General features: G+C 47.1%; 8 protein-coding genes. All 8 read left to right on the forward strand.

The window, feature by feature from the left end:
* Window positions 1–31: 31 nt before the first annotated feature.
* The 8 genes from ACO1R6_RS19505 to ACO1R6_RS19540 all read left to right on the forward strand — a co-directional run bounded on the left by ACO1R6_RS19505 (window position 32) and on the right by ACO1R6_RS19540 (window position 14,339).
* A complete protein-coding gene (locus tag ACO1R6_RS19505) occupies window positions 32–1,633 on the forward strand; it encodes a SusD/RagB family nutrient-binding outer membrane lipoprotein (protein WP_486266776.1) in 1,602 nt (533 codons plus the stop codon).
* 61 nt (window positions 1,634–1,694) lie between these two features.
* Window positions 1,695–2,321 (forward strand): hypothetical protein, encoded by a 627-nt coding sequence (locus ACO1R6_RS19510; RefSeq protein ID WP_486266777.1) that lies wholly within the window; start codon window positions 1,695–1,697, stop codon window positions 2,319–2,321.
* A gap of 139 nt (window positions 2,322–2,460) precedes the next feature.
* On the forward strand, window positions 2,461–5,277 hold the full coding sequence (locus ACO1R6_RS19515; RefSeq protein ID WP_486266778.1) for a M14 family metallopeptidase: 2,817 nt from the start codon (window positions 2,461–2,463) through the stop codon (window positions 5,275–5,277).
* 151 nt (window positions 5,278–5,428) lie between these two features.
* Window positions 5,429–8,245 (forward strand): M14 family metallopeptidase, encoded by a 2,817-nt coding sequence (locus tag ACO1R6_RS19520; RefSeq protein ID WP_486266779.1) that lies wholly within the window; start codon window positions 5,429–5,431, stop codon window positions 8,243–8,245.
* A 417-nt stretch (window positions 8,246–8,662) separates the two neighbouring features.
* Window positions 8,663–9,988, forward strand: coding sequence for a M20/M25/M40 family metallo-hydrolase (locus tag ACO1R6_RS19525; protein ID WP_486266781.1), 1,326 nt, complete (start codon window positions 8,663–8,665; stop codon window positions 9,986–9,988).
* Between the two features lie 40 nt (window positions 9,989–10,028).
* Window positions 10,029–11,471, forward strand: a complete 1,443-nt coding sequence (locus ACO1R6_RS19530; protein WP_486266782.1) for an amidohydrolase — start codon at window positions 10,029–10,031, stop codon at window positions 11,469–11,471.
* Between the two features lie 252 nt (window positions 11,472–11,723).
* Complete coding sequence (locus tag ACO1R6_RS19535) at window positions 11,724–12,338, forward strand: deoxynucleoside kinase (protein ID WP_486266783.1); 615 nt, start codon at window positions 11,724–11,726, stop codon at window positions 12,336–12,338.
* A 162-nt stretch (window positions 12,339–12,500) separates the two neighbouring features.
* Complete coding sequence (locus ACO1R6_RS19540; protein WP_486266785.1) at window positions 12,501–14,339, forward strand: glycosyltransferase; 1,839 nt, start codon at window positions 12,501–12,503, stop codon at window positions 14,337–14,339.
* The last annotated feature ends 505 nt before the right edge of the window (window positions 14,340–14,844 follow it).

A 14,844-nucleotide genomic window follows, 5' to 3' on the forward strand; every position in this document is an offset into this window, starting at 1 on the left:
CGGTTGTTTTAACAATTAGTCTTTTGTAACGATGAAATATATTCCTAAAATAAAAATTGCTTTTTTAGTGGGTTTACTCTTTTTAGCTGGTTCGTGTAAAGATTTTGTGGATATTAACCAGGACCCGAATAACCCCACAGCCCCGGTATTGGATTTATTGTTGCCGGCTACCCAGGTATCTATGGCCGGTGCCCTGCGCGACGTAAACCAGGGTACTTCTATTCTGGTGCAACATCTGTATAGCGCTACCACCAGCCGCAACTTCCAGGACGGCACCACTTACCAGCAGTCCTGGAACGGCTTATACACCCAGACCCTGAACGATTTGGAAATAATTATTGCGCAAGGAACCACGCAGCAGCGCTGGGATTACGTGGCCATTGCCAAACTGCAAAAAGCCTATATTTATAGCCTGATGGTAGATATGTGGGGCGATGTACCGTTTTCGGAAGCTTCGCAGGGCGGAACCATTACCGACCCATCATTTGAAAACGGTGCTACCATTTACGACAGAATATTCACCCTGATCGACGAAGGTTTAGCCGATGCTAATAAAGGAGCTTTTAATATTTTGCCCGCCAGTGCCGATATTATTTACCGGGGCTCGAAAGATAATTGGATTCGGATGGGCAATTCACTAAAGCTGAAATTATTTAACCAAATTAGGTTGGTGCAAAGAGACAAAGCAGTGGCTGGAATTACAGCTTTAATTACAAGTAATGCCCCACTTATTTCTACCAATACCCAGGACTTTTCGTTCCGGTTTGGTTCTTCCGAAACGCCGGCTAACCGGCATCCCTGGCACCGCACCGAATACCAGGCCGGTAAAAATTATTACATGAGCCAGCATTTTATCGAGCGTTTATTTAATTCCGACGATCCCCGGCTTCGGTACTATTTCTTCCGGCAAACTTCTAATTATACCGTAGGGTTTACCCCAACCGGCAACGGCTACTTTGGTCGCTACACCGGCGACCCTACTGCTTCGCCGAACGATAATGCTTTAAAAGCGACCTTTGGCGTTTACCCGGCCGGCGGCCTTTACGACAGCAGCCCGATCAATAACCTTACCGCGGCCAACGTGTTTGTAACCAATAGCGGCGCCACCGGCACACCCAAAATTGTAAACAATACCGATGGTACCGGTGCTGGAGTATTCCCGTTCATTACCAACGCCATGGTAAAATTTATTTTGGCCGAAGCGACTTTAGCTTTAGGTACGCCCGGTGACCCGAAAGCGTTGTTCCAGGAAGGGATAACGGCCCATTTAAACAGCGTTAATACTATTACTACTACCTCGGGAAATTCCGCGCCTTCTATTCCGGCCGCTACTATTAATGCTTTTACAGCTAATCGGGTAGCGCAGTATGATGCAGCTGATGCGGCGGGTAAACTTAACCTGGTGATGACCCAGAAATACATTGCATTGTTTGGCAATGGCATGGAGGCATACAATGATTACCGCCGCACTGGCTTACCATTGCTACCTGCACCTCAATCGCCGCTTAATATTTTCCCGCTGCGGCTCTCTTACTCCATCACAGAATTGGCAACGAATGTGCACGTATCGGGCGATGCTTCGCAGTTGCAAACTGCCCAGCAAATCACGCCGGTATTTTGGGATCAGAATTAGAGAGCTGCTGTTTTGGGCTGTTTGCATAAATATTTCCCCCTACATAAAATTTAAATTTATCATGATAAAAAATATAGCATACTTTACTTGGTTAGGTTTGCTGGCCTTGGGGTCCTGTAAAACCAAAGATTACGAATGGGAAAATTGGTCGTACACGGCAGTACCTTTGGTAACCGTAAATACCGCCAAATCGGCATTGCCTACCGTGGCTACCGCCAATACCTCTTTTTTTAATTTAGGCGATGCCAATCTGGCCAACCAACAGTTTGAATATGTTCTGAACTGGGAAGGATTTGGCAAGGCCGAAGTACAATCAATAGAAGTGTATTTGGGTTTTAACAAAGCCCCGGCTTCTGGTAATCCGGCTTACCCGATTGTAATTTCGCAACCGGGCGGTGTTTACCCCAGTGTAACCCAATTTCCGTTACCCAGCCGGGTAGGTGCTGCCGATAAATTGTACGAGACCGTAACCGAATTTCCCAAAACTTTTACCGTAACGGCCGGGCAAATGGCGGCTTTTACCGGTACAAACCTGGGTACCGTAACACAAAATGATTATTTTCTATTTAAATTTATATTAAACTTGAAAGACGGCCGGCGGATTGTAGGTTTCCAGGAAAACGTGTGCGACGAAGCCCGGGGCGAAATTGGCGATTGCCGGGTAGGGGTGCGGTTCAGAAGACAGTAGAAGCAATAAAAAATAATTAAGCGTGCGTGCAGTAGCACTGGTAAATGTTTACCAGAGGCTATAGTATCTAGGCGCTGAACCCTTATAACAGCTTAGATTTAACTATATCTTATACTTATTTCACCTAAAAACTTTATCTATGGTTAGTAAACGATTATATATCTTGGTTCTGGTGCTATTGCTGCAAGCCGCTGCTGCCTGGGCGCAGAAAATACCTTCGCCCAAAGAGCATTTTGGCTTTAACATCGGCGACGATTACCAGCTAACCACTTATACCCAAACAGAGGCCTATTTTAAAAAGCTGGCGCAATCTCCCCGGACCAAGCTGGTCGACATTGGGCTTACGGAAGAAGGCCGCCATCAATATATGCTGATTGTTTCGTCGCCGGAGAATATTCAAAAGCTGGAGCGGTATAAAGAAATTTCCCGGAAGTTGGCGCATGCCGAAGGCTTGACCGATGAGCAGGCGCAGGCTTTAGCAGCTGAAGGCAAAGCCGTTATTTGGATTGATGGCGGTTTGCACGCTACCGAAACGGTAGGGGCGCACCAACTCATTGAAACCATGTGGCAACTGGTAAGCCGCGAAGATGCGGAAACAAAACGCATCTTGGATCAGACAATTATACTGCTAGCCCACGCTAACCCCGATGGGCAGGAACTGGTGAGTAACTGGTATATGCGCGAGCGTAAACCAGAGAAAAGAACTTTAAATCACTTGCCCCGGCCATATCAAAAATACGTGGGACACGATAATAACCGCGATTTTTATATGATGAACATGAAGGAATCGCAGAACATCAGCCGCCAGTTGTTTGTAGAATGGATTCCGCAGATTATGTACAATCACCACCAGGCGGGCCCGGCCGGCTCGGTATTGGCGGGGCCGCCTTACCGCGATCCGTTCAACTATGTTTATGACCCGCTGTTGGTAACCAGCATTGATGCGGTGGGAGCTGCCATGAATAATCGGCTGAATGCCGAAAACAAGCCCGGTTATACCCAACGGACCGGTTCTCAGTTCTCTACGTGGTGGAACGGCGGTTTACGTACGACGCCTTATTTCCACAACATGATCGGCATCCTGACTGAAATTATTGGTAGCCCTACGCCCGAGAATGTACCACTGGTACCGCATCGGCTTTATCCCAACGGAGCCACACCCAACCCGGTTACTCCCCAAAAATGGCATTTCCGACAGTCTATTGATTATTCCGTTTCTTTAAATTATGCTGTACTTAACTATGCTACCCGCCACAGCGACGAACTTCTGTACAACATTTACCGCATGGGCAAAAACTCCATCGACCGTGGTAATAAAGATTTCTGGGCCCTTTATCCTAAAAACATAGAGGCTGTTAGTGCCGCTCACACCAAAGATCAGGCAAAAGAAGCTAAGTCCAATACGGCCAATTCCAATGCAGAAGGCGATTTTTCTTTAGGGGGTGGCAGCGGTATTCCGGCTAAGTATTTTGATGAAATTATTAAAAACCCGGCCATGCGGGATCCGCGTGGTTATATTCTGCCGGCGAATCAGGCTGATTTTCCTACGGCGGTAAACTTTATAAACGCCCTGATAAAATCTGGCATACTGGTGCATAAAGCTACGGGTAGTTTTACGGTAGCCGGTAAGCAATACCCCGCAGGGTCTTATATTGTGCGTTCCAATCAGGCTTTCCGTCCGCACGTACTCGATATGTTTGAGCCCCAGCAGCATCCCAACGATTTTCAATATCCCGGCGGCCCGCCTATCCGGCCTTATGATGCCGCCGGCTGGACTTTGGCTTACCAAATGGGCGTGCAGTTCGACCGCATACTCGATAATTTTGAAGGACCTTTTCAAGCGGTGCCTTACGGTGTGTTGCAAGCGCCCAAGGGAAATATAAGTGCTTCCGGAGCCGTGGCCGGCTTTGTGTTAAACGCGCAGGTAAATAATACTTTTGTGGCGGTAAATGACTTATTGCAAGCCGGAGCTGAAGTATATCGGGTACAGAATACCGGGGCTGAGCAGGGGGCATTTTTTGTTCCTGCTTCAGATAAAGTAAAACCAATACTAGAGAAAGCTGCTGCTAATTATGGCCTGGAGATTAAAGGTATAGCGCAACGTCCGGCGGGTGCCACCACCAAGGTAGCGCCGATGCGCATTGCCCTTTGGGATAGTTATGGCGGCTTAAGGGCTTCGGGTTGGGTGCGGTGGCTGATGGAGCAATACCGGTTCCCGGTACAGGTAATTTACCCGAATGACATTGATGCCGGCGATTTGCAGAAGAAATACGATGTAATTTTGTTTGTTACCGGAGCTATTCCGGCGGTTAGCCAAGGCGCTAATGAGAACAGGAGTACTGGCCGGGGAGCATCCGAACTTAAACCGGAAGACGTTCCGGCTGAATATCGGGTCCGGCTGGGAAGAATTACCACCGATAAGTCTATTCCGGCCCTTAAAAAGTTTATGGAGGCCGGCGGAACGGTAGTTACTATTGGTACCAGCACCAACCTAGCCTATCACTTGGGTCTGCCAGTAAGCAATGCCTTGGTCGAGATGACCAATAATGGTCTGGAAAAACCGCTGCCGGCCACCAAATATTATATTCCCGGCAGTATTCTGCGCGTAAATTATGCCACTGCGCAACCGGCGACCTGGGGCATGCCCGCCGAAGGCGATGTATATTTTGATAACAGCCCGGTTTTTAAACTTACACCCAATGCCGCAGCTACCGGCAAAATAATACCACTGGCCTGGTTCTCTACCAATCAACCGCTTCGCAGTGGCTGGGCCTGGGGGCAGGCTTACCTGAAAGATGGTGTAGCTGCTTTTATGGCCCCGGTAGGTGCCGGTAAGCTCTACGCTTTTGGTCCGGAAATTACTTTCCGTGCCCAGTCGCACGGTACGTTCAAACTCCTCTTTAATCAGCTTTATTCTACGGGCAGTACCACAACGCAAACTTCACGGAGCGAATAAATTAATACCGAAAAAATACTTCTAAGTCTGGGTTGCCTGCTACACGAAGCGGCAGGCAACTTCGCTAGTTTAACACAAATAGCTGTGTGAAAAAACTGAAAAACAGCAGGCACTGGTTTACATATTAGAATATCTACTAAATCCAATATTTATGGTAACTAAACGACTACACCTGTTGGTGCTGGTGTTATTGCTGCAAACTGCTGTTGCCTGGGCGCAGAAAATATCTTCGCCCCAAGAGCATTTTGGTTTTAACATTGGCGACGATTATAAACTGGCAAATTTTACTCAAACGGAGGCCTATTTTAAAAAGTTGGCCCAATCTGACCGGACCAAACTGGTTGATATTGGGCTTACCGAAGAAGGTCGCCACCAATTTATGCTGATTGTTTCGTCGCCGGAAAATATTAAACAACTAGACCGGTATAAAGAAATATCTCAAAAGCTGGCGCGGGCCGAAGGCCTGACGGATGAGCAGGCACGGGCCTTGGCTGCCGAAGGCAAAGCCGTAGTATGGATAGATGGTGGCTTGCATGCCACCGAAGTAGTAGGTACGCACCAACTGATAGAGACGGCCTGGAACCTGGTAAGCCGCGACGATGCCGAAACAAAGCGCCTGCTAGACCAAACCATTGTGCTCCTGACCCACGCTAACCCCGACGGGCAGGAACTGGTGAGTAACTGGTATATGCAGGAAGCTGACCCCAAAAAACGGAATACTAATATTCCGCGGCTATATCAGAAATATATTGGCCACGACAATAACCGCGATTTTTACATGATGAACATGTCGGAAAGTACCAATATGAACCGGCAGTTATTCTTGGAGTGGCTTCCGCAAATTATGTACAATCACCACCAGTCGGGTCCGGCCGGCTCGGTGTTGGCCGGACCGCCTTACCGCGATCCGTTTAATTATGTTTTCGATCCGTTAATGATAACCGGTATCGATGCCTTGGGTGCAGCTATGTATAACCGCCTGAATACTGAAGGCAAACCCGGCTTTACCCGCCTGACGGGCTCTACTTTTTCTACCTGGTATAACGGCGGCTTGCGTACCACCACCCAGTTTCATAACATGATTGGCCTCTTAACCGAGATTATTGGCAGCCCAACACCCATGTCGGTGCCGCTGGTACCGGATCGCTTAATTCCTAATGGCGCTACTCCTAACCCGGTAACCCCGCAGGAGTGGCATTTCCGCCAGTCTATCGATTATTCGCTTTCGCTTAATTACGCGGTGCTCGGTTATGCTGCCCGTTACCGCGATGAGCTTTTGTTTAACATTTACCGCATGGGCAAAAATTCTATCCAAAGGGGCAGCCAAGATTACTGGACCCTTTCGCCCAAACGAGTTGATGCGATTAACCAACAGTACAAAGCCGATCAAAAAAATAATCCGCAACCAGCGCAGCCAGAAGACGAGTATAGTGCCCGGATGGCTGCTATGCGGGGTTTACCTTTAAAATATTACGATGCAGTACTAAAAGACCCAACTCTGCGCGACCCGCGGGGTTATATTCTTGCCGCTGATCAGCCCGATTTTCCGACGGCCGTTAAGTTTATAAATACTTTAATTAAAGCCGGATTGGTAGTACATAAAGCTACTGGTAATTTTACGGTGGCCGGCAAAAAATATCCGGCCGGTTCCTATGTGGTTAAGACCAACCAGGCTTTCCGCCCGCACGTACTCGACATGTTTGAACCCCAGGATCATCCTAACGATTTTCAATATCCCGGCGGGCCGCCTATCCGGCCCTACGATGCTGCCGGCTGGACTTTGGCTTACCAGATGGGCGTGCATTTCGATCGCATACTCGATGATTTTACCGGATCGTTCCAACGGGTACCTTATGGCGAGGTGCAGTCGCCGCCCAAACAACAGATTGCCGGAACCGCAAAAGCCGGCTACCTGCTTAGCGCCACCACCAACAACTCTTTTATTGCGGTAAACGATTTGCTAAAGGCAGGAGTTGAGGTGTACCGGGTAGCTAGTAATAATAAAGGCATAGCAACAGGTACTTTCTTTGTACCGGCTTCAGTAAAAGCAAAGCCCTTGGTAGAAAAATCAGCAGCGGAACTCGGCCTGAAAATTACGGGGGTTACCCGGCAACCGGCAGTCGCTAATAAAGTTACCCCCTTGCGGGTAGCACTTTGGGATAACTACGGGGGCTCTATGCCGTCCGGGTGGGTAAGATGGCTGATGGAGCAGTACCACTTTTCGGCCCAGGTAATTTACCCGCAGGATATAGATGCGGGCAATTTACGCCAGAAGTACGATGTAATTGTATTTGTAGGCGGGGCTATGCCGCCAATTGGCAATAGTGGCAGCGAACGGGGCTACATGGGGCGTGAGGTAAAACCAGAAGACGTGCCGGCAGAATTCCGGAACCGTATTGGAAAAATTACCCCCGATAAATCTATTCCGCAGCTTAAAACTTTTATGGAAGCTGGCGGCACTGTAGTAACGATTGGCAGCAGTACCAGTTTGGCTTACCACCTGGGGTTGCCCGTGAGCAATGCCTTGGTGATGAAAGATAAAGACGGAAAAGAGAAGCCATTACGCGGTGAGCAATATTATATACCCGGCAGTATTCTGCGCGCCTCTTTTGATAATACCAACCCGGCCGCCTGGGGTATGCCGACCGAAGGAGATGTTAATTTCAGCAACAGCCCGGTGTTTAAACTACAGCCTAAAGCAGCAGAAATAGGTGTAAAACCGCTGGCCTGGTACAGCAGCGACAAACCCTTACGTAGTGGCTGGGCCTGGGGGCAATCCTATCTCAAAGATGGCATAGCTGCCTTTTTAGCACCGGTTGGTTCGGGCAAGCTCTATGCTTTTGGGCCGGAAATTACCTTCCGGGGTCAGGCTCATAGCACTTTTAAATTATTGTTTAACCAGCTTTACGCAACGGACAAACCAACATCCGGCGGGAAGAATAGCGCCACGACATCCTCAGAAGATTAAACAACTAATCTAAGTCTGCCCCATGTACACGCTAATGTGGGGCATGGCTTTTATTTCTTTAAACCACTGGCGGCGGCGGTAAAGTTTTTGTTTTTATCAGTCCTACGAATCCAGTATTGTGTAAGTGCCCGATAATGGTCATGCCTTTCGTGTTAACAAAGAGCGCTTATGGCACAAAGAACAGTGGCAAATCCTGCGGAAAAAAGCTAATTGTGCTGGCCGGATTTGACCTGGAGCGCCAGAAATCTGCCAAACTTGAGCTTACTTTTGAATTTGAAAAAGTATTGGCCACAGGGAATGGCAATTCCTGTTCAGTTAATGTTCAGTTCAGGAAAATCCTGGCCCTTAAAAATGATTAATAAAGTTTTGCTTTTCATTTATTTAATGGTCTATTAATACCAACTTTGTCATTCTCCCATGAAGAAAAAACTCCTTGTATTTAGCGTTGCTCTACTATCTTTTTGCCAGCCGCCATCTCTTTTTGCCCAGGAAGGTGGCGGTGGCGAACCACCCAAAACAGCCCCTTTAAATAAAAAGTACGAAACGGAAGTAAATGCCTTGGTTAAAAATGCAAAGGTAAAAAAAGCCTTCCAGTCTATCTTGGACCAGGAACCGCAAACCAGGCAGGAGCATATTTTATTAAATGAAATTCCGGCCCCGCCCTTTAAAGAAGATGCCCGGGGCAAACAATATGCGCAAATGCTGAAAACCGCCGGGGCCGATTCGGTGTGGATAGATGAAGTAGGCAACGTAATTGGCAAGCGCAAAGGCCGCACGGGTAAACGCACTGTGGTAATAGAAGGCCACTTAGATACCGTATTTCCGGAAGGTACCGATGTAAAGGTAAAGCAGGTTGGTGATACGTTAAAAGCGCCCGGCATCGGCGATGATACCCGCGCTTTGGCGGTAGTGCTAACCATATTAAGGGCCATGGAAAAAACCAGCTTAGAAACCGATGCCGATGTATTATTTATTGGCACGGTGGGCGAAGAAGGCCTCGGCGATTTGCGGGGCGTAAAGCACTTGTTCAGCGGCAAAGGTCCCCGCATCGATTCTTACATTGCTATTGATGGCTGGAGTACGAACCGCGTAACGCACCGGGGTTTAGGTTCGCACCGCTACCGGGTTATGTACAAAGGGCCGGGCGGACATTCTTCCGGTGCCTTTGGGTTAGCCAATCCGCACAATGCTTTGGCCCGTGCCATTCATTATTTTGCCACCGATGCCGATAAATTTGTGCGGACTCCCGGCGTGCGCACTACTTATAATGTAGGCATTGTAGGCGGTGGTACCTCGGTAAACTCTATTCCTTTTGAGTCGTGGATGGAAGTAGATATGCGCTCCGAAAGCCCAGAGCGGCTAAACGGCATCGATAAATTATTGCAGGCCGCCATTCAGCGCGGCTTACAGGAAGAAAACCAAATGAAACAAAGAGGCGCTAACCTGACCGTAGACGTGAAAATGGTGGGAGATCGGCCGTCTGGTGGCAGTGAAACCACGGTGCCGCTGGTACAACGCACCATGGCTGCCATTAAAGCCATGCAAAACGAACCTTTGCTGGGCGTAGGGTCCACCAACTCCAATATTCCTATTTCGAAAGGGATACCGGCTGTAACTATTGGGAGTGGTGGTACCGGCAGCGATGCCCATGCTTTAACCGAGTGGTGGTATAACGACCAAGGGCACGTAGCCATACAGCAAGCGCTTTTAATTTTACTCGCCGAAGCCGGCTTAGCTAAATAAATTATTTTAATTTTAGCGAAAATATCATTCTTAAGATTTTATGAAGAAAACCGTTGCCCTTTTTGGTTTTTTAGCTTTAAACACCCTTACTGCCTTTGGCCAAACCGATCCGGAAAAAGATAAAATGCTGGCGGCGCTCGATAAACAAAAAGCTACTTATGCCGATGTAGCCAAAAAACTCTGGACTTACGCTGAACCCGGTTATTTAGAAACTAAAAGTTCGGCTTTGTTGCAGGAGCAATTAAAAAAAGCAGGTTTTAAAGTAACCGCCGGCGTAGCCGATATTCCGACGGCCTTTACTGCTTCTTTTGGCAGCGGCGAACCAATTATTGGCATTTTAGCCGAGTTTGATGCCTTGCCGGGTTTATCGCAGGTAGATAGTCCGGAGCAAAAAGCGGCGGTAGCCGGAGCGGCCGGGCACGGTTGCGGTCATAATTTATTTGGTGCCGGTTCAGTAGCGGCGGCCATTGCTGTAAAAGACTGGCTCAAAAGTTCCGGCACTAAGGGCACTATCCGGGTGTACGGTACGCCCGCCGAAGAAGGTGGTTCCGGTAAAGTTTACATGGTAAGAGCGGGCTTGTTTAACGATGTTAATGCCGTTTTGCATTGGCACCCCAGTAATACCAATAACGCTAGTGCTACTTCTTCTTTATCCAATGTGTCGGCTAAATTCCGATTTTACGGGGTAGCAGCGCATGCGGCGGCAGCCCCAGAACGCGGACGTTCGGCACTAGATGGGGTAGAAGCCATGAACTATATGGTAAACATGATGCGGGAACACATTCCGTCGGATACCCGCATTCACTACGTAATTACCAAAGGCGGCGAAGCCCCCAATGTAGTGCCCCATTTTGCCGAAGTGTATTATTATGTGCGCCACCCCGAAATGAGCGTGGTAAAAGATATCTGGGACCGTTTGGGCAAAGCCGCCGAAGGGGCGGCCATGGGTACGGGCACCCGCCTGGAGCAGGAAATTACCGGTGGAGTGTATAATATATTGCCCAACGAAACACTTTCGAAAGTAATGTACCAGAATTTAAAAACGGTGGGTGGCTTTAATTACTCCGACGACGAAAAAACCTTCGCTACCAAAATACAGGCAACTTTTTCCGGCGGGCATGTACCGCCTTTAGAATCTACCGCGCAGGTAGAACCTTTTAAAGTAGAAAACAAAGGCAGCGGGGGCTCTACCGATGTAGGCGACGTGAGTTGGGCGGTGCCTACGGCCGGTATGGGGGCGGCTACTTTTGTACCCGGCTCGTCGGGACACAGCTGGCAAAACGTGGCGGCGGCGGGCAGCAGCATTGGCGTAAAAGGTATGATGGTTGCAGCTAAAACCATGGCGCTTACGGCTTATGATTTGTTCAAAAGTCCGGCCATTATCACCGAAGCGAATAAAGAATTGGTGCAGAAAAGAGGCGAAGGTTTTAAGTACGAAGCCATGTTGGGTAACCGGAAGCCAGCCCTGGATTATCGTAAATAATTGCGTTAATCTTATTTTATTAAATGGATTAGCTTTTGAATCATTCACGACTTGTTTTTAAAATACCAGGTAGTGAAAGCCGGTAGTTTAATATTTTGTAAAAACACCCCAGCCAAACCTGGGGTGTTTTTTTGCTTTATACACCGGCAACAGTCTTTAGCAGGTAAGGCTTAAGCTAACGTTGATGCACAGAATAACTTTAACTTCTGGCCCTTTCCCCGTAACTTGCCGGACTTAAATTTAAATTAGCGTATGCACATTGCAATCGTCGGGAATATTGGTGCTGGCAAAACCACTTTAGCGCAAAAATTAGCGCAACATTTTAAATGGGACTTATTTCTCGAAGCCGTAGATAATAATCCTTACTTAAAAGATTTTTACGAAGACATGCCCCGTTGGGCTTTTCACCTCCAGATTTATTTCCTGAACAGCCGCTTTCAGCAGGTAAAAAATATTAACCAAAGCACGCGTCCTATTATCCAGGACCGCACCATTTACGAAGATGCCTATATATTTGCCCGTAACCTGCACCAGTCCGGGCTTATGAGCCAGCGCGATTACGATAATTATTATGGAATTTTTCAATCTATTATCAGTATGGTAAAGCCGCCGGATTTAATGATTTACCTCAAAGCCGATTTACCCAAATTAATCGGACAGATTGAAAAGCGCGGGCGCGATTACGAAAGTACCATGCGCCTGGATTACCTGCGTCACCTGAACGAACATTACGAAAGCTGGATGAAATCGTATGATCTGGGTAAACTAGTAACCATAGATGTAAATAAACTTGATTTTGTAGCCAACCCCGAAGATTTAGGTTACATTATTAATAAAATTCAGGTTGAATTATTCGGACTTTTCTAAATAATAGTTTTAATAGCTGAATAATTTTAAAAGTTTACTTTTTTCACAGCTTTCCCTGATTATTTTAAGAATTTGGCAGTATAAACTTCTGCAAGATTAACGTATAGAATAAAATCATTTCTATATATTTAGAACGAGAACCTAACCAAAACCTTTATTGCCGTGCCAGATACCAGAGACAATAATGCCGTTTTAGAAACTGCTAATACCCAAAACAGTATTTTAACTGAAGTAGCCTGGGAAGTTTGTAACCAGGTAGGAGGTATTTATACCGTTATTCGCTCCAAAGTGCCTTCTATGATGCAGCAATGGGGCAGTTGCTATTGCCTGATTGGACCGTACTTTTACCACAATGCCCAGGCTGAGTTTGAACCGACCGACGATTATAACAGTCCGTTTGGGCAAGCGGTATTGAAGATGCGCAACATGGGCTTTGAAGTTCATTTTGGGCATTGGCTGGTTACCGGTAATCCGTTGGTGGTGCTGTTAAATCCTTACAGCGTTTACGACCGGTTGGGCGAAATAAAATACAACCTCTGGGAAAACCACCACATACCTACTCCCGGCAACGACGATTTACTTAATCAGGTAGAAGCTTTTGGTTATCTGGCCAAAATATTTCTGCAACAACTGGTGCAGCCCGATGTTACCGATAAAAAAGTAATTGCGCATTTCCACGAATGGATGGTGGGTACAGCTATTCCGGATTTGCGCCGCGACCGCACCGATTTGCGCATTGTGTTTACCACGCACGCTACGTTACTAGGTCGTTACCTGGCCATGAACGACCCGCACTTCTATGACCATCTTACCTCAATAGATTGGTTGCAGGAATCGATTCATTTTAACATAGAAACCGCTGTAAAAATTGAACGGGCAGCCGCGCACGGTGCGCATATATTTTCTACGGTAAGTGATGTTACGGCCCGCGAATGTATGTTTTTGCTCGAGCGCATACCCGATGTAATATTACCCAACGGCTTAAATATTCAGCGGTTTATTGCTTTGCACGAGTTCCAGAACCTGCACCAGAAGTATAAAGAAAAAATTCACCAGTTTGTGATGGCGCATTTTTTCCAAAGCTATCCCTTCGACCTGGACCAAACGTTGTACTTCTTTACTTCCGGCCGTTACGAATACCGCAACAAAGGCTTTGATGTAACCCTCGAAGCCCTGGCCCGCCTGAACTACCGCATGCAGCAAGCCGGCATTAAAAAAACGGTGGTTATGTTTTTTATTACCAAACAACCGTACCATTCGGTGCAGCCGGCGGTGTTGCAGTCGCGGGCCATGATGGAAGAACTCCGGGAAACCTGCGTGGCTATCCAGAAAGAGATTGGAAAGAAGTTGTTTTACGCCGCCGCCTCCAGTACCGATTTTAAATTACCGCCCCTGCGCGACTTTGTAGACGATTATTGGAGTTTGCGGTACCGCCGTACCCTGCAAACCTGGAAAACCCATAATTTGCCGAGTGTGGTAACCCATAACCTGGTAAACGACCATAAAGACGAAATTCTACAGTTCTTACGGACGGCTAACCTGGTAAATAATGCCCACGACCGGGTGAAAATCGTGTATCACCCCGATTTTATTGCGACTACTAATCCATTATTTGGGTTAGATTACGGGCAGTTTGTACGGGGTTGCCACATGGGTATTTTCCCGAGCTATTACGAACCTTGGGGCTATACGCCGCTGGAATGTATTGCCCGCGGGGTTCCGGCCGTTACCAGCGATCTTTCGGGATTTGGCGATTACGTCTTAAACAAAATGACGGAACAAGTTGGGCAGGGAATGTTTGTAGTTAAGCGCCGTAACCGCAGTTTTGAAGATGCGGCCAACCAACTCGCCGATTTCTTATTTGAATACGTACAGTATAGCCAGCGCGACCGGATTGCCTTACGTAACCAGGTAGAAAGCTCTTCAGAAGAATTTGACTGGAAAAACCTAACCCGTTATTACCGCAAAGCTTATAACTTAGCAATGGAAAAACCCTTGTAGGTAAATTTTAAAGTATAAAACCAGGAAAGCCCTTGTTGTTTAAACTTAACAACAAGGGCTTTTTTATATTATAGCGAATTTCTAGCTGATTATTTAATGTAAAACTGACAAGGCAGAAGACCTTGCCAGTATTTTCAGCATTACCGTTGGGTTAAGGAATATTTATATCTCTATCTACGGCCAAATGCAGGCGCACATTTAGCGAAGCATATCTGTGGCTACATTGTACAGACCAGTTTGTGACGGGATGGCTGTTTAAAACTTCTGGGCATCGGTACTAACCTGCAGAAAACGGGCGCTCTATTCGCTTTTTTAATAATTATAATCTGGTTCTAAATTAAGCCCGAACAAAAACGTAGGTTAATCAACTTTCCTTTATATTAATTTAGATTTAAGGAACTACTTATTGATAGTTAGAAGGTTGGTTTGTTTTGGCTTTAAATAATAATATATTCAAATTCATTTTTAGGATTACTCACGCTATTAAGTAAACCAGTTCTTCAGC

The organism is Adhaeribacter sp. (assembly GCF_057359045.1).